Annotated in this window: 20 protein-coding genes; 4 read left to right on the top strand and 16 right to left on the bottom strand. The window is 41.7% G+C overall.

The genetic code is table 11. The annotated features are described in order from the left end of the window. Positions 1-53 precede the first annotated feature (53 nt). The 3 genes from aspS to FTU72_RS03810 all read left to right on the top strand — a co-directional run bounded on the left by aspS (position 54) and on the right by FTU72_RS03810 (position 3,054). A complete protein-coding gene (gene aspS, locus FTU72_RS03820) occupies positions 54-1,838 on the top strand; it encodes an aspartate--tRNA ligase (protein WP_034704264.1) in 1,785 nt (594 codons plus the stop codon). Positions 1,839-1,953: 115 nt separating this feature from the next. Beyond that, the gene (locus FTU72_RS03815) at positions 1,954-2,175 is read left to right on the top strand and encodes a hypothetical protein (protein ID WP_005232078.1); all 222 of its coding nucleotides are present in this window, start codon (positions 1,954-1,956) and stop codon (positions 2,173-2,175) included. 18 nt (positions 2,176-2,193) lie between these two features. After that, complete coding sequence (locus FTU72_RS03810; protein ID WP_180052470.1) at positions 2,194-3,054, top strand: lysophospholipid acyltransferase family protein; 861 nt, start codon at positions 2,194-2,196, stop codon at positions 3,052-3,054. Positions 3,055-3,070: 16 nt separating this feature from the next. Here FTU72_RS03810 and FTU72_RS03805 read toward each other — a convergent pair whose 3' ends face one another. The 16 genes from FTU72_RS03805 to mazG all read right to left on the bottom strand — a co-directional run bounded on the left by FTU72_RS03805 (position 3,071) and on the right by mazG (position 19,212). After that, complete coding sequence (locus FTU72_RS03805; RefSeq protein WP_180002346.1) at positions 3,071-3,859, bottom strand: glycosyltransferase family 25 protein; 789 nt, start codon at positions 3,857-3,859, stop codon at positions 3,071-3,073. 1 nt (position 3,860) lies between these two features. Further along, positions 3,861-4,634 (bottom strand): glycosyltransferase family 25 protein, encoded by a 774-nt coding sequence (locus FTU72_RS03800; RefSeq protein WP_180052469.1) that lies wholly within the window; start codon positions 4,632-4,634, stop codon positions 3,861-3,863. 9 nt (positions 4,635-4,643) lie between these two features. Continuing rightward, positions 4,644-5,618 (bottom strand): Stealth CR1 domain-containing protein, encoded by a 975-nt coding sequence (locus FTU72_RS03795; RefSeq protein ID WP_180052468.1) that lies wholly within the window; start codon positions 5,616-5,618, stop codon positions 4,644-4,646. Between the two features lie 41 nt (positions 5,619-5,659). Further along, positions 5,660-6,430, bottom strand: coding sequence for a glycosyltransferase (locus FTU72_RS03790; RefSeq protein ID WP_180048131.1), 771 nt, complete (start codon positions 6,428-6,430; stop codon positions 5,660-5,662). Positions 6,431-6,827: 397 nt separating this feature from the next. Then, on the bottom strand, positions 6,828-7,754 hold the full coding sequence (locus tag FTU72_RS03785; protein ID WP_005232095.1) for a branched-chain amino acid transaminase: 927 nt from the start codon (positions 7,752-7,754) through the stop codon (positions 6,828-6,830). 24 nt (positions 7,755-7,778) lie between these two features. Next, the gene (gene glnE / locus FTU72_RS03780; protein ID WP_180052467.1) at positions 7,779-10,529 is read right to left on the bottom strand and encodes a bifunctional [glutamate--ammonia ligase]-adenylyl-L-tyrosine phosphorylase/[glutamate--ammonia-ligase] adenylyltransferase; all 2,751 of its coding nucleotides are present in this window, start codon (positions 10,527-10,529) and stop codon (positions 7,779-7,781) included. A gap of 86 nt (positions 10,530-10,615) precedes the next feature. Next, the gene (locus tag FTU72_RS03775) at positions 10,616-11,884 is read right to left on the bottom strand and encodes a sensor histidine kinase KdpD (protein WP_159124100.1); all 1,269 of its coding nucleotides are present in this window, start codon (positions 11,882-11,884) and stop codon (positions 10,616-10,618) included. 649 nt (positions 11,885-12,533) lie between these two features. Beyond that, the gene (gene yjgA / locus FTU72_RS03770; RefSeq protein WP_005232100.1) at positions 12,534-13,067 is read right to left on the bottom strand and encodes a ribosome biogenesis factor YjgA; all 534 of its coding nucleotides are present in this window, start codon (positions 13,065-13,067) and stop codon (positions 12,534-12,536) included. Positions 13,068-13,069: 2 nt separating this feature from the next. After that, positions 13,070-13,339: an HPr family phosphocarrier protein gene (locus FTU72_RS03765; protein ID WP_034169914.1), complete on the bottom strand. Its 270-nt coding sequence runs from the start codon at positions 13,337-13,339 to the stop codon at positions 13,070-13,072. After that, on the bottom strand, positions 13,336-14,187 hold the full coding sequence (gene rapZ, locus FTU72_RS03760; protein WP_004782131.1) for an RNase adapter RapZ: 852 nt from the start codon (positions 14,185-14,187) through the stop codon (positions 13,336-13,338). Before rapZ ends, FTU72_RS03765 begins: the two co-directional genes overlap by 4 nt. Positions 14,188-14,205: 18 nt before the next feature. Continuing rightward, a complete protein-coding gene (gene panC / locus FTU72_RS03755; protein WP_005232104.1) occupies positions 14,206-15,054 on the bottom strand; it encodes a pantoate--beta-alanine ligase in 849 nt (282 codons plus the stop codon). Between the two features lies 1 nt (position 15,055). Next, positions 15,056-15,865 carry a 3-methyl-2-oxobutanoate hydroxymethyltransferase gene (gene panB / locus FTU72_RS03750; protein WP_180052466.1) on the bottom strand — a complete coding sequence of 270 codons (810 nt, stop codon included), beginning with the start codon at positions 15,863-15,865 and terminating at the stop codon, positions 15,056-15,058. A 52-nt stretch (positions 15,866-15,917) separates the two neighbouring features. Next, positions 15,918-16,403, bottom strand: a complete 486-nt coding sequence (gene folK, locus FTU72_RS03745; protein WP_159124103.1) for a 2-amino-4-hydroxy-6-hydroxymethyldihydropteridine diphosphokinase — start codon at positions 16,401-16,403, stop codon at positions 15,918-15,920. Beyond that, positions 16,400-17,875, bottom strand: a complete 1,476-nt coding sequence (gene pcnB / locus FTU72_RS03740) for a polynucleotide adenylyltransferase PcnB (protein WP_180033785.1) — start codon at positions 17,873-17,875, stop codon at positions 16,400-16,402. The genes folK and pcnB overlap by 4 nt, the downstream gene beginning before the upstream one ends. Positions 17,876-18,011: 136 nt before the next feature. Beyond that, positions 18,012-18,440 (bottom strand): ComEA family DNA-binding protein, encoded by a 429-nt coding sequence (locus FTU72_RS03735; RefSeq protein WP_180052465.1) that lies wholly within the window; start codon positions 18,438-18,440, stop codon positions 18,012-18,014. Continuing rightward, the gene (mazG, locus tag FTU72_RS03730; RefSeq protein ID WP_179992369.1) at positions 18,400-19,212 is read right to left on the bottom strand and encodes a nucleoside triphosphate pyrophosphohydrolase; all 813 of its coding nucleotides are present in this window, start codon (positions 19,210-19,212) and stop codon (positions 18,400-18,402) included. The genes FTU72_RS03735 and mazG overlap by 41 nt, the downstream gene beginning before the upstream one ends. A 90-nt stretch (positions 19,213-19,302) precedes the next feature. On the opposite strand from mazG, the gene FTU72_RS03725 reads away from it, so the two are divergent. Beyond that, positions 19,303-20,073, top strand: a complete 771-nt coding sequence (locus tag FTU72_RS03725) for an SDR family oxidoreductase (protein WP_180052464.1) — start codon at positions 19,303-19,305, stop codon at positions 20,071-20,073. Positions 20,074-20,098 lie beyond the last annotated feature (25 nt).

The following is a 20,098-nucleotide window of genomic DNA, read 5'->3' as shown; positions in this document are numbered from 1 at the left end:
TACGCTGTTTACGTATACGCTTCCTTAACCCATATAGTTGGATTTTTAACGCTATGATGCGAACTCATTACTGCGGTTCTTTAACCGAAGCTCAAATTGACCAGACCGTAACATTATGCGGTTGGGTACACCGTCGCCGTGACCACGGTGGTGTCATTTTCCTTGACATGCGTGACCGTGACGGTCTTGTTCAAGTGGTTATCGACCCAGATACACCTGAAGCGTTTGCAACAGCAGATAAAGCACGTTCTGAATACGTATTAAAAATTACAGGCCGTGTACGTCGCCGTTATGCGGGTACTGAAAATGCCAACATGGTGAGTGGTCAAATCGAAGTATTGGGTAAAGAAATTGAAGTTCTTGCTCAGTCTGAAACTCCTCCATTCCCATTAAATGACGAAAACACAAGCATTTCTGAAGAAATTCGTTTGAAATATCGTTTCCTGGACATCCGTCGTCCTGAAATGATCGATCGTTTACGTTTCCGTTCTAAAGTGACCAACCTGATCCGTAACTATTTAGACGATCACGGTTTCCTAGACGTTGAAACTCCGATCTTGACTCGTGCGACCCCTGAAGGTGCGCGTGACTACTTAGTTCCAAGCCGTGTATCTAATGGTAGCTTCTATGCGCTTCCACAATCACCACAGCTGTTCAAACAGTTGTTGATGGTAGGTGGTGTAGATCGTTACTACCAGATCGCTAAATGTTTCCGTGACGAAGATTTACGTGCGGATCGTCAGCCTGAATTCACTCAAATCGACATCGAAACATCGTTCATGAGCGATGACGATATTATGGATTTGATGGAAGGCATGACTGTTAAGATGTTCGACGAACTTCTTGGCATCAAATTCGACAAATTCCAACGTATGCCTTATTCAGAAGCAATGCGTGACTATGCTTCTGACAAACCAGACTTACGTATTCCTTTGAAACTTGTTGACGTTGCAGACTTGATGCAAGACGTCGAGTTCAAAGTATTCGCAGGTCCTGCTAAAGATCCTAAAGGCCGTATCGTTGCGCTTCGCGTTCCAGGTGCGGGCTCACTGCCACGTAGCGCAATCGATGAATATACTAAATTCGTTGGTATTTACGGTGCGAAAGGTCTGGCTTACATCAAGGTCAATGAACTTGAGAAAGGTATTGAAGGTCTTCAATCACCTATCGTTAAATTCATCGAGCCAATCGTGCTGGATCTGTTGAAACGTGTTGGTGCTGAAAATGGCGACATCGTATTCTTCGGTGCAGACAAAGCCAAAGTTGTGAATGATGCAATGGGCGCACTTCGTGTGAAAATTGGTCATGATATGAACCTTGCAACTTGCGAATGGGCTCCGCTTTGGGTAGTTGACTTCCCAATGTTCGAAGAAACTGATGATGGCAAATGGACTTCTGTTCACCATCCGTTCACGCTTCCTAAATCAAGCGTTGAAGATGTGAAGAATAATCCAGGCGAAGCATTGTCTGTTGCTTATGACATGGTATTGAATGGTACTGAAATCGGTGGTGGTTCACTGCGTATTTATACTTTAGAAATGCAAAAAGCGATCTTTGAAGCGCTGGGTATTTCTGAAGAAGAGGCAGAAGAGAAATTCAGCTTCTTGCTAAATGCGCTTAAATTCGGTGCGCCTCCGCATGGTGGTTTGGCATTCGGTCTGGATCGTCTGGTGATGTTGATGACTGGTGCATCTTCAATCCGTGATGTGATTGCATTCCCGAAAACCAAAACTGCTGAATGTCCATTGACTCAAGCACCTGCACCAGTTGAATCAACTCAACTGCGTGATTTGGGTATTCGCTTACGTGAAAAACCAAAAGCCGAATCTCAAGAATAATTTCTTGATGATTTGAGTAAAAAAGCCCTGTTCTAACAGGGCTTTTTTATTGCATTGAGAAGCCTGCACGACAGTGGCATAATAGCTTCAGTTTCTATTTTTAGGTAATTTGGCAATGGCGATGCGTCCTGCTGTTCGTAACCGTGGCATCATGCTGATTGTGTTTTCAGTCGTACAATGGCTGTTCATGCGCTATATCCTTGCAAACAACCTGTTTAACTTGGACACCAATGACCGTATTGTGTACTTCTGCCTGAGCAGTATTTTAGGTGCACTTGTCATTTTTGTAGGTTTGATTTATATGGTGCTTAAAGGCAATCCTGATCAAGAATCTTAATCAGGCAAGCTGCCCACCATGTACGCATTACTCAAGAACCTCTCCAAACTCCCGTTAAGATTCATTCAAAATTTGGCGAAAAGTGTTGGATCACTTCTCTATATCACGAATTCATCGATTCGCCGTACTACAGAAATTAATTTAGGAATTGCCTATCCTGAACTGTCAGCATCAGAACGTACACGACTGGCAAAACGAAGTGTTCAAAGCCAATGCATGACCTATGCCGAGTCAGTCAAAATTTGGGGTTCTGAACCTGAGTTCGCATTAAAACAAATCCGGAATATTCATCATCCAGAAATTTTTACTGATGCACTAAAAAATCCGAATGGAACTTTGGCAGTCGTTCCTCATTTTGGCACTTGGGAGCTACTTAATGCCTGGGTGAATCAACACACTAGCCCTGTCATCATGTATAAGCCAAGTAAAAATCCTGATGTCGATCGGTTTATGCTCGAAGCACGGCAGCGTTTAAATGCTACCCTTGTTCCAACTGATGAAACGGGAGTACGGGCTTTATTCAAGCATTTAAAACAGGGTGGATTCGCTGCCATTCTTCCTGACCATGTACCCAAAGAAAGTGGTGGTATTTACTCACCTTTTTATGGACAGAATGCTCTATCTTCTACCCTACTGTCTAAGTTAGCTGCAAAAACCCAATGCTCTGTGATTGGCTTAAGTTGTTTACGTCATGAAGATCTGGATGGCTTTGATATTCATGTAACTGAGTTATCAACAGATATTCGCTCTAAAGACTTACAGCTTTCTATAGACACCTTAAACAAGGAAATGGAGCGAATGATTAACATTGCTCCAGAGCAGTATTTGTGGGGTTATAAAAGATTTAGGAAATTAGAAAATCGTAAAAATCTTTATTGAATAATATAGAGTTTTACTATCTAAATATAACTTTCTTCCGGTACATAATTTTTCTGAAGATACCTTTAAATTGGGAAAATAATCTCAAAATTTCTCTTTTAATTTTTTGAGGAATCGATAACTTAATTTTTAGACTATTAAATCGCTTACGTCTTTCTTCCTCTAAAGAACTAGAAAAATTTTCATAGGCATTATTTTTGATAAAATCTTGAATACATAATGCAGGTAAAATCTGAACAATATTAATATCCTTATCAAGAATTAAATCTTCAAAAAGGTAATGATCTAAAGGTTTAATTTTTTGTTCATGTCTCAATCTAACCAAAATTTTATTAACTATTCTATGAGACATAATATATCCAGCACCTCCAATATGCTTAGAGACTAAGTGATAGATTTCCCTCCCATCTACAGTCTTTAAAAGAGTACTTTTATTTACTTCTATATAATCATCAAAAGCTTCTAATTTTAAAATATCAGTATTTTTAGGTATCCAATTGAAGTTATTTAAAAATAAATTAGCATTTTCACCTAAATAAATATCATCTTCAAAAATAGCTATATATTCTAAATTATTTTCTTCCGCATAAAACCACAAATAAATATGACTTAAAAAGCAAGAAATTTCTGTAGGTTTCAAATCAAAAAAATTCAAATTTAATCCAAATTTTTCAGCATAATATTGATTCTGATCAGGAGTAATAGCATCAAAAAATTCAAAATCAATATTTTTTTCGCCAAATTCCTTACAAATGTGTTCTCGACGTTTAGTAGCAGTTTTTAGGCTAATAACAAAATTTTTCATATCACATAACTTTTTTTGATTTTAATAAATGCTTAACCGCATAATAACGATCACGCCACATACGTTTCTGTTTTTTTAAACCATACGATAGATCACGATTTTCTTTCTCTTTACGTGACACCCCTTGAGCTGCAACTGTCCCCAAAATATCACTATCTACCCCCGCTGGCTTCACTAATGGTGGCCAAACTCCTAATCCTTTACCATTTTTACTTAACCAAGTTTGAAAGAAAATATCTACTGGCATATTTATAGTTTTTCCAGCGTTAACGAAAGCCTGTGCTCCCTGACGAGACCAAATCAATCCCAAGCCACGAATTGGAAAATAATAAGCATGCCATATACTCATATTCTCAATTTGAGTAATATTTTTTGCCAGCTTTTTCTTTTTAGCTGCAATATTCACTAAATACCAATCTAAGTTTTTATGCTGGTCTAGATACTCAATCAGGCAATCAAGTTTTATTTTAAAATCTGGTTCAATCTTCATATCATCTTCAAGTACGATAAGATAATCCGCATCAGTAGCAAGAAACTTTTCTGCACAACCATAATGACTTAAATAACAACCTAGCTCCGAACTCATTAGACTACGACCTAATATCTGGTTCGCTTCATCATCATTATAATGTGTGAATTCAGAGAGAGCTTTACCTCGTCCATCATATGCAGCAAAACGTTCGAATTCCCAACCGACACTATTAAGTTGTAGAGTTGCATCAGCCAGCCGTTGATCACTTCCGTCTAAATTAATTAAATAAGTTATAACTTTCATGGCTAGCTCTTAATAATGATAAATAGATAAAGGCAAATAATCTTTAAATTTGGTTATTAAAGCAGAGGTTATCTTTAACGATTGTTCAGGATCTAATTGATCTAAACTTTGTACACAGCCAAATTTAATAGTTGTGTCATTCAAGTCAGATAGAAATGAAGATAATGAGGTTTCATTTTTAAGATAAGCAATATTTATATCATCACATAATATCGCTTTACTAGCTTGAATTTTTAAATGATTATTTAATCCAACCGGTAAAAACTGTAAAGCGCTTCTAAAACGGTATTTAATCTGTTGATGTAATATTTTAGGATACTTTGTGAAATACTCTTTCAAAAATTCACGATCCATTATGTGGGGACGGTGATGAATTTCATAATATTGATTTAATCCACAAAGGTCAGCACTAAGCATTTGGGCAATTGTATATTTAGGCTGTAAAGACTTACCAAAATATTTATTGAGGCCTTTGCGCAGATTAAATTTTGCTTTAATTAATGAACTCCGTTCCCAATGCCCATAAATTTTAATTTGGTCATTCGCTAAAAAATCCTCAAATTTAGAAGGTGAATTGAAGAAGAAATCATCATTTAAATAAATAAAATAGCGAGATAAGCCTGGAATATTCCAAAGCATAGTTTCAATACTTAAAGAGTTAAATGTAGGCAAATATTGCTCATACCCAGTAAATATCGTTCGATGATCAATTATTTTTATCTGACCTGGATTACATAATCCCTGTTCGACGAAATCATAAATATTTGCCGGTTGTTGTTCATCAGTAATAATATAAATTGTTCCACAATAGGGAACATACTTAAGAATTGAAGCAATTGAAAAGTAGATTTCATTATTACTGGCAAATCGAGTTTCCTCTGCAGCACCTTTGGCAATATTGGCAGGTTGGAACTGTTGTCTTTTAAGTCGATGTTTTTCATCCTTACCATCAACCCAAGTAATAACAAAATCTATTTTTTCCATAATTTTTCTAATCAATAATCAGATTATGTAAGTCTTAGGACTTACTGCCAAGCATCCTTGATCCATTGGGATGGCAACACATAGCGATACCATTTACCACCACCACCATTAATGGCATCAGGTGGGTTAATCTCCCCATGGAAAATAATAATTTTTACGCCCTCAGGCTTTACTGGTGGCTTGAAATAAGCCATTGGAATTTTTTGCAGACAATGATATTTATAACTCTTGCACCAGCTATCCGGCCAATAACCAAGTTTCTTCTCCTGGTCTACATACCAAGAAAGATAAGCCTGCTCATTACGGAATTTTTGACGGATTTCATCAAAGTGTTCGCGGAAATATGGCAAAAGACCAGGAAAAGCTCCGAGCTTAAAGCGATAAACTGAACTATTACCCGTAATACGCCATGGTCGTTTCCAGTCATGGATAATCAGAAACTCACCCGGATGCGTAAAGAATTCATCAATATTATCGACAATGACAACATCCAGATCTAAAAATAAAGCATTGCCTTTCAAACCATAGAGATCAGGTTCAAAGGTAGAGAGCTTATTCCAGCCACGTTCTGGTGCACCTTCTGGCAAAGCCAACGGTGGAATAGGAAAGCATTGCACATTTGGATCAATCCCTTCAGTACGGTCAGTTAAACACACCATTTGAAAATCAACGGTTGTGTGTCGCTTCACCATATTGTAAAGACGATTGACATATTCAGACCCATATTTTGTGCCCCATTTCATACAGATCACAATATTTTGTTCAGGTGACTGTTCACTCTGAGTCTTAAGGTCATTTTGCTTTGCGTTCATGCACCCATCATCCACCTATGCAATATCAGTATCATACCATTACTGGTACTGACTGAGCCTATTGCTTTTCATTTCTGCACAGTTTACCGCAAATCTCATAAAGAAATATAATCTTCATTTTTTCATCACAAGAATTGAATATTTTTCCAGCAGTTTAAACCGAAATAAAGTTCATATTTGAATGATAAATATAGAGCAACACTAATTTTAGTTGTTCGCTACGCTTATTCGTTTATTTTTATAGTGAATATATAACTTTCCATAATATAAGAATCGTCATTTTTTTTCTGCAATTTATTGACTTCTCTACCTAACAACCTAATAGTTTTAATATTCTGAGGAAAGTTCACTAAAAATAAAAAAGGACTCAAACGAGTCCCTTTTTCATGGATTTAACTTATTTTACATAAGTTAACCAGTGTGCATATTTAGGGTCTTTACCCTGAACTGCATCAAAGTATGCTTTCTGGATTTGAGTTGTGATTGGACCACGTACCCCTTCACCAATTTGACGGTCATCATATTCACGGATTGGTGTGACTTCAGCAGCAGTACCAGTGAAGAAAGCTTCATCTGCGATATAGAATTCGTCACGAGTAATACGGCGTTCTACCACTTCATAGCCAAGATCTTTAGCAATGGTAATAATCGATTGACGAGTGATACCGTCTAATGCACCACCAGCGATATCTGGAGTGTGAATTACGCCATCACGTACCAGGAATACGTTCTCGCCTGAACCTTGGCATACATAGCCTTGTGGATCAAGCAGCATTGCTTCGTCATAACCAGAATGTGCCACTTCTTGGTGAGCAAGAATCGACAATGTGTAGTTACCAGATGCTTTTGCTTTACACATCGTCACGTTTGGATGATGGTGTGTGAATGATGAAGTTTTTACGCGAATACCTTTTGCCATCGCATCATCACCAAGGTAAGCACCCCAGCTCCACGCTGCAACCACAGCATGAATGGTATTGTCAGTTGCGGCAATACCCAGTTTTTCAGAGCCAATAAAAATAATTGGACGTAAATAGCAAGATGCCAATTTATTTTCACGAACCACATCAATTTGAGCTTGTTCTAAAGCTGCGTGATCAAATGGAACTTTCATTTGATAAATTTTTGCAGAATTAAGCAAACGTTTGGTGTGTTCTTTCAGACGGAAAATAGCCGTTCCATTCGGGGTTTCATAAGCACGGACACCTTCAAACACCCCCATGCTGTAATGCAAAGTATGTGTTAATACGTGAGTTTTCGCCTCACGCCAGTCTACTAGTTGTCCATCTTGCCAAATGAAACCATCACGATCAGCCAAATTCATGCCACAAACTCCAATTTTTCACAATTATTCACTATCCAGTGCAAATACTGCACTTGGATCAATCAGTCTTTGCCATAACTTGCAAACGGTCTTTCGGGTATCGTGCCAGTCGCTTGCAGACACTTGCATGGATTGATTTGCAAGGGCTAAGCGGTGGCTCTCGGCGCGTTCACGGAGATAAGCTTGAATCAGAGCAGTCGCATCGTCGCTGGATAAGCAACCTGATTTTGCGGCATCCTCAAGGATTCTTACATTGTCGGAGTAATGGGCGAGATCTTTATTCGTCCCACTCCAAGCTAACACCGCATACTGTGCCATAAATTCGATATCAACGATACCACCTGCATCTTGTTTTAAATGAAAAATCCCATCTTTTTTTTGCTCTTTGGAAGAACCCAGATGATCTTTCATTTTCTGACGCATTTTCAGAACTTCACTACGTACATGACAGATATCCCGTTTCTGGGTAAGAATTTTACAGCGTAGTGCTTCAAATGTCTCTCTCAGGCTATCTTCTCCGGCAATGGAACGTGCGCGTACCAAGGCCTGATGTTCCCACAACCATGCATTTTTCAACTGATATTGCTCAAATGCTTTCAGACTAGTAACCAGCAGCCCTGCTTCTCCAGAAGGACGTAGGCGGGTATCGATTTCATAGACACGCCCATCCAGTGTTTGTGTGGTCATGAGCGACATAAACTTCTGTGCTACGCGCATAGCGAACTCAAAACCGCTAATCGGCTTGAGACCGTCCGTATCAGCCTGCTCGCCCATATAATGAATGAAGACCAGATCCAGATCCGAACCATAACCCAACTCAATGCCACCGACTTTGCCATAGCCAATCACGGCAAAAGCCATATGTTCTATCGAGCAGCGCTGCCCTTCTGCATCCAGCGGAAAACCATGTCGTTTGGCCACAATCTGATAGGCCAGATGCAACGCAGCATTCACTGAGACTTCTGCAATATCTGTTAAGGCATCCGAGACTTTCATTAAAGGGCTTTCCGCCAGCACATCACTGGCAGCTACCGCAAGTACATTGGATTTTTTAAACAGGCGTAGCACCCGCATCTGGTCTTCGACCTGATCAATTTCGATTCTGAGCAATTGCTGACGCAGGCTATCTTCCAGATCCTGACGTTTAGGCAATTCAAAATCCATCGACAGGAACTCATCCAGCAATACCGGATAATGGGTAAGCTCCTCACAGATCCAGGGGCTGACAGTCGCCATCTTGACCAAACGCTGTAAAGCGCCTTTACTTTCAATCAGCATCACCAGATATACCGTACGACGCATGACCGATTCAACCAATGGCATCAGGCGGACCAGTGCAACTTGCGGTTTATCTGATTCCAGAATCGCCTCTATCAGATAAGGCCAAAATGTTTTTAAACGTTGAATGGCTTTGGCTGGCAGTTTTTTTAAGGCATGTCCATGCCAGAATTCATGTACCAGATTTTTCGCATGATCATCTAAAACTTCATTCAGCTGTTGTTCGAGTTGAGAAAAACTTTTGCCTTGAGGCTCTGGTCCATTTTCCTTGATCAAGTGCTCAAACTGGTAAATCACTTTAGCGCGTTTTTGATCCAGCACTTCCATAAAGGCGGACCAGTCTGCAAAGCCTAAAGTATCCACAATACGTTGACGTAAATCTGGCTCAGTCGGCAAACACTGGGTCTGTTGATCATGCAGCGCTTGAATAGCATGCTCTACCCGGCGCAGGAATAAGTAGGCATCTTCGAGGTCAGTCACCGCCTGTTCATCCAGCAGTTCAGCCTCATCCAGATGATTCAGGCTGACCAGACATTGCCGATCCTGCAATTCCAGCTTGGCTCCCCCATAAATCAGCTGAAAAACCTGCACAATGAATTCAACTTCACGAATCCCGCCAGCCCCAAGCTTGATATCGTCTTCAATATTGCGGCGCTGTACTTCACGCTCAATCATTGCTTTCATTTCACGCATCGCTTCGAAAGCGCTGTAATCGACATATTTACGGAAGACGAAAGGACGGGTCATGTCCAGCAGTTCATCACCTTCTGGGCTCGGATTAACGATGCGAGCTTTAATCCAGGCATAACGTTCCCATTCGCGACCATGCTGGCTAAGATATTTTTCTAGTGCGGCATGACTGATAGCTAAAGCAGAACCATCACCCCATGGCCGCAGACGCATATCAACACGGAATACAAAACCTTCAGCAGTGATATGATCCAGTAGATAGATCAGCTTCTGTCCCCACAGAATACAGAATTGCTGAACGTCAATGCATTTACGTCCATCCGTTTCACCCTGTTCATCAAAGGCAAAAATCAGGTCAATATCACTGGAAAGGTTGAGTTCCTGAGCGCCCAGCTTGCCCATTGCAATAATAATGAGATCCTGAACTTTACCGTTATAGCCAATTGGCTGGCCATATTTGGCGACTAGAGGAATACGGGCAAACTCTTTGGCAGCACAGATACAGGCATCAGCGAAATCAGACAGCTCGCGGGTCAGTGTGATGACATCGGTGAGTTGATTGGCATCCTGCCAGATCCAGCGGAACATCAGGCGAGCACGCAGAATACGTAAACTACGCATCCACATGGTTTCATCGCTGATATTTAATAGATTGGAATAGATTAAGTCTTGAATCTGTTCAGTGCCGAGTGATCCCTGAAACTGATCAATTGCATAATCCTGATTCAATAGATCTTGATGATTGGCCAATACCTGTTCTGCATACTGACTGGCTCTTAAGGTTTTCTGCAATTGTACCGCATCCATCACTCGGTGATTCCCTCAAAACTTTTATTTAGTTATAGCAGGAGTTCACGCCGAGTGGGAACGGTTTTAATAGAAATTTATGATTTTCAGGACTTTTCAGTATGCAGGTCTTCAAGTACCAATGCCTGATGATCATTGGTCACTTTAGGTAAATGCACAGTAAAGGTGGTTCCAGCGCCTTCTTTAGAATCTACGACAATCTGTCCATGGTTCAGGTCTACAAAACGCTTACACAGTACTAGACCCAGACCTGCGCCTTTCTCATTGTCTGTGCCTTTTAAGCTCACTGTGAGATTAGGTCTAAACAGATTTTCCATTTGCTCTTCAGTCATACCGAGACCAGTATCCTGAACAGTAATCTTGACTTGCTCACCTTCCATTTCAGCAGCCAGAATCACCTGGCCACCCTGATCAACTGGAGTAAATTTCAGCGCATTCGATACCAGGTTCTGCAAGACCGAAGTAATCATGTTGATATCAGCATGCACCTTGATATCTTCAGGAACCTGGTCAATCAGCTCAATATTCTTTTTCAACGCCAGACTTTTCAGTACATCACAGACAATTTTAGTAGACTGTTTTAATTCATAGTTAATCGGATGATAAACGAAACGTCCACCCTCGGCCATCGCCCAAGTCAACAGGCTTTCTAACAAGTTATACGTCGATTGAGCCGTATCATATAAATAATCAGAAATACTCTGGATACTGGATTCATCCAGAGTGTCACGTTCCTGTGCCAGCACTTCCGAGAAGCCTAACAAGCCATGGAAAGGTGCACGCAGGTCATGAGCAATAATTTGGAAGAATTTGGTTTTACTGAAGTTTTGTGCACATTGCTGTTCGTATAACTCTTTCAGCTGTGTATGTTCCTCATTCAGTTTAACTCGTTTTACTAAAGATTCAGCAAATTGCTGGACGATAATAATAGCTTCCTGATCAAATACTTCAGTCTGATCGTCAAAGAAAACCACCTGCCCCAAAGACTGTCCTTGGGCTGATTTCAAATTGAATGCTACGAGCCGCTGATGGACTACGCCAAGGCTGTTCACATGATCTGATAGTTCTACATATGCAGGATGATTTTGATCGATCACATCCATTTCTTGTAGATATTTAGGGATGTCCACATTCTGTGGTACGTGCAAACCGCGAAAACCGAGCGGACAGCTGTACCAGATATAGGGTTCCATATGGAATCCGATGATACAGGTCTTAACGCCGAGTACTTTACGGGCGACCTTACAGAAGGTGTCTAATAAATTGTCAGAGGTATAGACACCTAAAATGAGAGATATACGGCACGAGCTTAACTGCTCCGTATTCTGACCGATCTCTAGCAGTTTTAGTTCCATGTCTGCCTCTCTGGATGTTATGGAATATAGAATAAAAATTACAACCGACTAAATTAATACAATCAATAACAAAGATTCTATATTTACTCAACGTTAAAATCTCATTTATCGACCAAAGGATTTGTTAACTTATTTCTCTAAAGATACATTGATAGCTTCAATACCTTGATATTTAAATATTAAGAATTACTTGAGAAAATATTCCTCTTATAAAAAATTACATATAATTATTTGAAATTCCTGAATTCATTTCAAATTGTTTCAATATCATCTGAGTTCTGAAATCTGAGGAAGATAAAAACAGCTCATTTTTCTTCTGATCTTTAGGTAAATAAAAGCTTTTGAATTTTCAAATATATAGAAAATACTTATTGTCACCTTCTGAAAAAATAGATCGCCAATAATATTAATTTGCCCTAAATTTATTTCTATTTTTTAAATATTCTTAATAATCATAAAATATTGAGTGATTTAAATAGTTTATTTATGCACTAAAACCAATTTTTTACGTAATCAAAAATATTAAAAGTTTACATTTTTTTACAGTTAACAATGACTTATAGGAACATTCTTGAATTTTCATGGAAAATAAAAATTAATTAGAGTGAATAAAAAAAGCGACAAAATGTCGCTTTTTTATTCATTATAATCAGTTATCTGAAATCAGGGCAACTTGCTGCACATAGTTAAACAGCTTTTGCTTTGAGGCTGCCACTTCTTCTTCCGGTGCCTGATTTTTTAGATCACGATGCACACGTAAATAATGCTGACGTAAGGTATGACGCTCTGTCGCATTATAGGTTTTGGTAAATTCATTAATTGCAGGATCACCATCTTTCACAATACGGTCAACCCAACGCTGCAATTGTGCTGTCTTTTTCAAACCCTGTTTCGGAGTCAGATAAGACAGAATCACGGTTTCATTTTCATTACGAAGTAATTTACCAATACGTGAAAATTGACGACGGCGTGCTTCATGTGAACTGATTTGCTGGACATCCAGCAAAGCTTCAATCAGACGTTCTTCAACGGGTAAATTTTTAATTTGTTTCGCACTCAGTTCTGCCAACTGTGCGCCTAAAGCAGCCATACGCTGAACTGCTTTTTTCTGTTCGGTTTTACTTGCGCGTCCCTCTAAAGATTCAAAGTCTTCTTCAGTTAAACTGCTCGGTCGACGTGCCACGATTAATCTGCCTCATAAAATTTTGCCGCAAACAGTGCCTGAATTTCAGATAAGGCCTTTTCCTCATCTGCACCTTCAATCACTAAGCGTAAAGTTGTTCCTTTGCCCGCACCAAGCATCAGCAAGGACATAATATTTTTGGCATCAACCAATTTGTCCGACTTGCCAATCTGGATACTGGAACGAAATTTGGTGGTAACTTCAATGAGTTTACCTGATGCACGCGCATGTAAACCTAGTTTATTAATTACGTCAACAGTCGTATCAATCATGACCAGTGCTTCATTTCTCGGTGGAGGACTTGAATAGACCATTTTGCCTCAAGCGCTTTTTTTAGTCTATCCACAATATAAACAGAACGATGCTGGCCGCCAGTACAACCAATCGAGATGGTCATATAATGACGATGACCCTCAGCAAAGGTCGGCAGCCATTTGTCTAAAAAATGATAAATATCCTGGAACATGTCTTCGACCTGATCACTTTTTTCCAGGAATTCCTGTACCGGCTGATCCAGGCCTGAATATTTACGCAGTTCCAGTTCCCAATGCGGATTCGGCAAATGACGGACATCAAAAACATAGTCAGCATCTAAAGGAATGCCATGCTTATAGCCAAAAGATTGCAGAATCACAATCAGGTTATCGGTCTGCCCCAGCTTGTACAGCAAGGTATGTTTTAGATCATGCACGCTTTTATCGGTGGTATCGATATGCACTGTAGAGCGGAGCTGGATTGGCATCAGCAGGACTTTTTCTTCCTGAATACACTGATGCAGGCTCTTGAAACGGGCAGCCAAAGGATGCGGACGGCGTGACGCACTAAAACGGGCAATCAGCTCCTGATCCTGCGTGGTCAGATAGATGACATCCACCGTACCATGCTGTTGCAGCTGTTCAAACACATGGTCGAATTCCTGCAAATCTGCACGGGTACTACGTACATCCACCCCAAGCGCCAACTGTTCCAGATTATTTTCACAGTCCAGCTTCGCCACAATTTCAGGAAGTAAGGCCAAAGGCAGATTATCAATACAGTAATAACCCAAGTCTTCAAGTACCTGCAATGCAGAAGATTTACCTGAGCCAGATTGTCCTGTCACAATTAAAATGCGCTTCATGCCTTACGATCCTTTTACCTATCCAGCTGCGTATTTGATCTGCAGATTATCAATCAGACGAGTTTTTCCTAATTTCGCCGCGATCAGAATCACGACATCCTGATTAAATTCATCAATTTTCTGCAATTCCGGTGTACGGGCTTCTACATAGTCCACTACCAGACCTGCATCTGTCAAAGTTTGACGGATACCTGCCAGTGCTTCCTCCAAAGTTTTACCTGCATGTAACTGCTGCTCAGCAGTTTTCAGACTCTGGAAAATGACTGGTGCTGTTGCACGTTCCTGCTCGCTTAGATAGCCATTACGCGAACTAAGTGCCAGACCATCTTCAGCACGAGCAATCGGCACACCAATCACTTCCAGCGGAATATTCAAGTCTTGAACAAACTGACGAATCACAGCCAGTTGCTGATAGTCTTTCTGACCGAAGAAGGCATAGTTGGGCTGAACAATATTAAATAATTTGGTCACCACGACCGCTACACCATCAAAATGACCTGGACGCTGTAAGCCACATAGATCATTAGTAATACCAGACACACTGATATTGGTCAGACGTGGCTTGTTACCATACATCTGCTCTACCGTTGGGGCAAAGACAATGTCACAACCTACATCTGCCAGTAACTGCTGATCCTGCTCTAAAGTACGTGGATAATTATCAAAATCCTCATTAGGTCCGAACTGGATCGGATTAACGAAAATACTCACAACAACGACATCACACAGTTTACGCGCCTCACGCACCAGATTCAGATGCCCCTGATGCAGGTTGCCCATGGTCGGGACAAAACCAATAATTTTACGCGCAGAACGTGCAGGATTGAGCGAAGCAGATAATCCTTGGATGGTTGTTTCTGTTTTCATGTTACAACTCGACTTGGAATGTTTGTTCAGGTGCTGGGAATGAACCATCTAAAACAGCCGCATGATAGGCTTTAAATGCATCCAGAATTGCAGTCGCACCAGACTGTTCTTTCATAAAGTTACGTACAAATTTCGCGGTATGGCCAAAGGTTAGACCAAGCATGTCTTGAACGACCAATACCTGGCCATCAGTGGCTGCCCCTGCTCCAATACCAATCACTGGAATATGTGGGAAAAGTTCAGTAATTTCCCGACCCAATTGTGCAGGCACGCATTCCAGCAACAGCACTGCTGCACCGGCTTCAACCACTGCCTTACAGTCAGCAATCAGTTGATCGGCCGCTTCACGGGTACGGGCCTGTAGCTTATAGCCACCAAAGACATGCACCGACTGCGGTGTGAGACCCAAGTGAACACAGACTGGGATCCCGTTACGGGTTAGAACCTGAACGGTTTCCGCCAACCAGGCACCACCTTCCATCTTGACCATTTGTGCACCGGCCTGCATCACCGTTTTTGAGCTTTGTAATGCATCATTCAGAGTGGCATAACTCATAAATGGCAGATCAGTCATAATCAGTGCATGCTGATTGCCACGGCGTACCGCTGCGGTATGGTAAGCCATATCTTCTACAGTCACAGGCAAGGTTGAATCACGACCTTGAATCGACATACCCAAAGAGTCGCCTATCAAAATACTGTCAACTTCAGCAATTTCCATGGCTTTGGCCATACTGGCATCATAGCAAGTCAGGCAAGAAAATTTGCGTCCTTCCGCTTTATATCGTCTTAAATCACTGAGACTGATCATGAAGATGTTCCTCTATTATTGAAGTTCTCTCGAACATGCCAATAATTAAAAATTAAATATTTGCCCAATTCGTGCGGTCAAAAACCGTTAAGGTTGATTGCTTGACGATGTCCAGGTCTTTTAATGTGTTTCCATTCAGCTGCAAGTTGGCATCAATATCCAGTAATGGCACCAATACAAAGTCACGTTCCAGCACGCCCACATGCGGTACGGTTAACCGTTCATTTTGAATCTGTTCATCACCATAAATAAGCAGATCCAGATCCAAGGTACGTTCACCCCAATGACGTAGACGCACACGCCCAGCCTCCTGTTCGAAGGCTTGCAACCGATCCAGCAGATCCAGCGGTGCCAGATCCGTAATTAACTGTACGACAGCATTAAAATAATTCGGCTGATCTTGTGGCCCCATAGGTGGGCTTTGATATAGATGCGAGGTTTTTATCTGTCCCAAACTTGCCAGCTTTTGCACGGCTTCAGCCAGAATCTGGCGTGAATCGCCCAGGTTACTTCCTAAACCGATATAGGTCACTGTCATTGTGTAGGCCCAAAAATAACCTGGCTTAAATCACGCTGCACCCGTTTACGCTTGGTAATTGGATGGTCTGCACCAATGTCACCGCTGGCACTGGCCGCCACATGAGAAACCGGTTTGCTACGCTCATTCTCAAATTTGGCTTTACGTGCACGACGGCTACGTGGTTCCGGTTCATTCACCAGAGGCTCAATCTCGGTTGCTACATCTTGTGCAGCCAGACGCTGTTCCAGATGTTCTTCCTGAGAAGCCTTACGACGGCTCTTGGCACGCTGACGATTATATTGAGCAATGGCACGCTCTTTTTCATCGCTGCCCATTTGCTGATAGGCTTCCCACCAGCTTCCCATACCCTGTGCAGTTTCATCGCCTGATTTTTCACGCAGCAACAAAAAGTCAAAGCCGGCACGGAAACGTGCATGACCTGATAATGCTTCAATCTGTTGCGGTTTTGGATTGAGCAAGCGGGTTTGCATTTCCCAGACTTCACGAATGAAAGTTTCCGCAAAGCGTGGAATCACAGTACGGGTAGCCTGACGTTTCAGTACATCCAGTCCTGCTTGCGCACGTGCTTCCGCAGGCACTACCCCTTTAGACAGATAAAAATCACAGCGCTCCAGGAACGGTTGCCATAATAATACTGCATAGAAGAATGCCGGGTTGATGGTCTTGCCAATCGAAATACGCTGATCGGTATTTTTCGCTGCCAGTTCAATAAACGCGGTAATGTTTGGTTTGATATCCGCAAACAGCTGACGCCAGATGCCAAAATCGATCAGCATTGGCATCACACGATTCAGATGTCCCATAGTGAACAGCTTTTGCGATTCATCATAGAGACGGTGTGGAGACACATCACGTAGAAGCTGGGTCATTTCCGGAGTGAAAATATCCAGAATGGCTTTATCAATACTGAAATTGAGTTTGGCTGCAAAACGTAAAGTTCGCAGCATCCGGACCGGATCTTCCTCAAATCTTAGAGTCGGATCACCCAGTAAACGCAGCGTTTTGTGTTTAATATCATCTACTGCATTGCAAAAATCCAGCACGATACCTTTGCGTGGCTGGTAATACATGGCATTGATCGAAAAATCTCGACGAGCAAAATCCTGCTCAATGGTGCCCCAGTTATTATCGCGCAGGATCATCCCTGCTGCAGAGGTCACCGCTTTTTTAGGAGGCGCACGGAAAGTTGCCACTTCAACCAGTTCACGGCCCGAATAGACATGCGCCAGCTCGAAACGTCGTCCGATAATCCGACAACGCCGTCCGAACACTTCTTTAACCTGAGCTGGTGTAGCATTGGTCACTGCATCGAAATCTTTGGGATTTAAACCCAGCATCAGATCCCGGACACCACCACCTACGATATAAGCTTCATAGCCTGCCTTGGTTAAGGCATCAATCACATCGAGAATATAAGAAGGTAATTGAGCGGTTGATAAACCACATTTTGACGCGCGCAAAGTTTGCAAAAGACGCTGTCTCCTACGTCTGAACGTAAAATTCTAAGATGACGCTAATCATATCGCTTACACCGCTAAAGGGCAATTTGATTATGTCATTCTCATGGTTCAGATGGATGGCTTATTTACAATAAATTCAGCAGGGTTACAAAGCCAGTTTATCCTTGTTTTTGGCAAATAAGGCCGGCCCGATGCCTTTGACCTGTTGAATATCTTCAATTGTTTTAAATTTACCGTTTTTCTGCCGGTATTCAATGATCGCTTCCGCTTTCTTCTGCCCGATGCCATTTAACTGCTGTAACTGCTCAATACTGGCCTGATTCAGACTGATTTTATCAGCAGCTGAAGAGGCGGATAATGCAGGTTTAGCCAGATAATGATTGTTTTCAGAAACGGGGGTAGCAGCAGCAATTTTCTTCTTCAGGCGTGCATCATGCTGCTGCTGACGTACTTTCCATTCTGCATAATCGGTTGCAGTTGCATGTACTGTTCCAATTGAAGTATAGGCCAGCCAAATGCCTAGCAGGGCAGTATTAATCCATGCTGGACCTATGCGATGTTGTACTTTGTTCATGAGCGGCTCTTTGTTTTAATTCTAATTTGGCCTGTTCCCAGAGCTGATCCAATTCAGCCAATGACAGGCTTTCCAGATTGAGTTGCTGTTGTTCTGCCCGATCTTCCATCAGGGCAAAGCGAGTCCGGAATTTATGGATCGTGCCCAATAATGCCATCTCGCTTGAGACACCAAGTTTACGACCAACATTCACCAGTGAAAATAAGCAGTCTCCAAATTCTTCGAGTATTTCATCGGAATTTTGTCCAGCAACGGCTTCTTTGAGTTCAGCCAGTTCTTCTTCCAGCTTGCCATAGGCACCCGCGACATCTGGAAAGTCAAAGCCGATTTTGGCGACATTTTTCTGGATCTCATCCGCCTGTTGCAGTGCAGGTGCATGCTTGATCTCATCCAAACGTGAACGTGGCTTACCCTGTTTTTCTTTCTGCTTGATTTCTTTCCAGAGTACCGAGACATCTTCAGGACTCAGCTGTGCAAACTGTTCAGCCTGAAATACATGCGGATGACGACGAATCAGCTTATCCGTAATCGCCTGAACTACATCGTGAAAATCAAAAGCGCCCTGCTCGCTATACATTTGTGACTGAAATACGACCTGTAACAGCAAATCACCCAGTTCATCCCGCACCTCATCAGCTTGGCCAGAGCGCACTGCTGCTTCAACTTCATAGGCTTCCTCAATCGCGTATTTGGTCAGAGATTCGGGAGTCTGTTGCTGATCCCATGGACATTTTTCACGTAACTCACGCATGACTTGGAGTAATTGTTCCACCGTAAAACCTCTTCTTTACCAAATAGCCGCATTATTTTGCCTGTTTCTTGTTATGCTCAAGAAAAAAAAGACAATAAGGAGATCAAGCACATGCACAGTATATTGATTAGTGGTGCAGCACAAGGAATTGGTGCCGCGACAGCCAGGCTATTTTACCAGCAAGGTTATAAAGTCGGAATTTATGATATTAATCTTGAACAGGCAGAACAATTGGCCCAGCAACTCGGTGAACATGCCAAAGCCGGCTTTCTGGATGTAACCGATTATGCGTCATGGGAGACTGCTCTATCTGAATTCGCATCTTGGGCCGGTGAAATCAATATTCTGGTAAATAATGCCGGGATTTTATATTCTGGTCCTTTTGAAGAAACGAATATTACTAATCACCATCGCACCCTTGACGTGAATATTAAAGGCGTCCTGAATGGCTGTCATGCTGCTTTACCCTACTTAAAGCAGGCTTCCTTTGCCCGGGTCATTAACCTGTCTTCAGCATCGGCGATTTATGGCCAAGCGGATCTGGCTTCCTATGCAACCAGCAAATTTGCGGTTCGTGGTTTGACTGAAGGACTAGATATCGAATGGCAAAAATATGGCATTCGGGTATTTGATGTGATGCCGCTTTTTGTTAGCACTGCAATGGTGAAAGATATGCAGGCCGAAAGTATCAAAAAAATGGGCGTGCATCTAAAAGCTGAGGATGTAGCGCAGGATATTTTCAAACTGGCACAGCTAAAAGATTCAATTTGGCAAGTGACCCATCATCCAGTCGGATTCAAGAGTAAGTTTTTATTTCACTTATCTCGAATGAGTCCACAGTTCGTTAACCGGCTGAGTAATTTAATGATTGCCAAACAATAAGAAATATTTTGGGCTTACTCTACTT

Origin of the sequence: Acinetobacter sp. YH12137 (genome assembly GCF_013418535.1) — a bacterium.
In the GTDB taxonomy this organism is placed as follows: Bacteria; Pseudomonadota; Gammaproteobacteria; order Pseudomonadales; family Moraxellaceae; genus Acinetobacter.
The sequence above is the reverse complement of the archived record's forward strand: the minus strand, read 5'-3'. Positions and strand labels throughout refer to the sequence as shown.

What these genes read in the sequence shown, in the direction of transcription:
- aspS (WP_034704264.1), top strand. Translation starts at nt 54, where the DNA reads ATGATGCGAACTCATTACTGCGGTTCTTTAACCGAAGCTCAAATTGAC.
- FTU72_RS03815 (WP_005232078.1), top strand. Translation starts at nt 1,954, where the DNA reads ATGGCGATGCGTCCTGCTGTTCGTAACCGTGGCATCATGCTGATTGTG.
- FTU72_RS03810 (WP_180052470.1), top strand. Translation starts at nt 2,194, where the DNA reads ATGTACGCATTACTCAAGAACCTCTCCAAACTCCCGTTAAGATTCATT.
- FTU72_RS03805 (WP_180002346.1), bottom strand. Translation starts at nt 3,859, where the DNA reads ATGAAAAATTTTGTTATTAGCCTAAAAACTGCTACTAAACGTCGAGAA.
- FTU72_RS03800 (WP_180052469.1), bottom strand. Translation starts at nt 4,634, where the DNA reads ATGAAAGTTATAACTTATTTAATTAATTTAGACGGAAGTGATCAACGG.
- FTU72_RS03795 (WP_180052468.1), bottom strand. Translation starts at nt 5,618, where the DNA reads ATGGAAAAAATAGATTTTGTTATTACTTGGGTTGATGGTAAGGATGAA.
- FTU72_RS03790 (WP_180048131.1), bottom strand. Translation starts at nt 6,430, where the DNA reads ATGAACGCAAAGCAAAATGACCTTAAGACTCAGAGTGAACAGTCACCT.
- FTU72_RS03785 (WP_005232095.1), bottom strand. Translation starts at nt 7,754, where the DNA reads ATGAATTTGGCTGATCGTGATGGTTTCATTTGGCAAGATGGACAACTA.
- glnE (WP_180052467.1), bottom strand. Translation starts at nt 10,529, where the DNA reads ATGGATGCGGTACAATTGCAGAAAACCTTAAGAGCCAGTCAGTATGCA.
- FTU72_RS03775 (WP_159124100.1), bottom strand. Translation starts at nt 11,884, where the DNA reads ATGGAACTAAAACTGCTAGAGATCGGTCAGAATACGGAGCAGTTAAGC.
- FTU72_RS03765 (WP_034169914.1), bottom strand. Translation starts at nt 13,339, where the DNA reads ATGATTGATACGACTGTTGACGTAATTAATAAACTAGGTTTACATGCG.
- rapZ (WP_004782131.1), bottom strand. Translation starts at nt 14,187, where the DNA reads ATGAAGCGCATTTTAATTGTGACAGGACAATCTGGCTCAGGTAAATCT.
- panC (WP_005232104.1), bottom strand. Translation starts at nt 15,054, where the DNA reads ATGAAAACAGAAACAACCATCCAAGGATTATCTGCTTCGCTCAATCCT.
- panB (WP_180052466.1), bottom strand. Translation starts at nt 15,865, where the DNA reads ATGATCAGTCTCAGTGATTTAAGACGATATAAAGCGGAAGGACGCAAA.
- folK (WP_159124103.1), bottom strand. Translation starts at nt 16,403, where the DNA reads ATGACAGTGACCTATATCGGTTTAGGAAGTAACCTGGGCGATTCACGC.
- FTU72_RS03735 (WP_180052465.1), bottom strand. Translation starts at nt 18,440, where the DNA reads ATGAACAAAGTACAACATCGCATAGGTCCAGCATGGATTAATACTGCC.
- FTU72_RS03725 (WP_180052464.1), top strand. Translation starts at nt 19,303, where the DNA reads ATGCACAGTATATTGATTAGTGGTGCAGCACAAGGAATTGGTGCCGCG.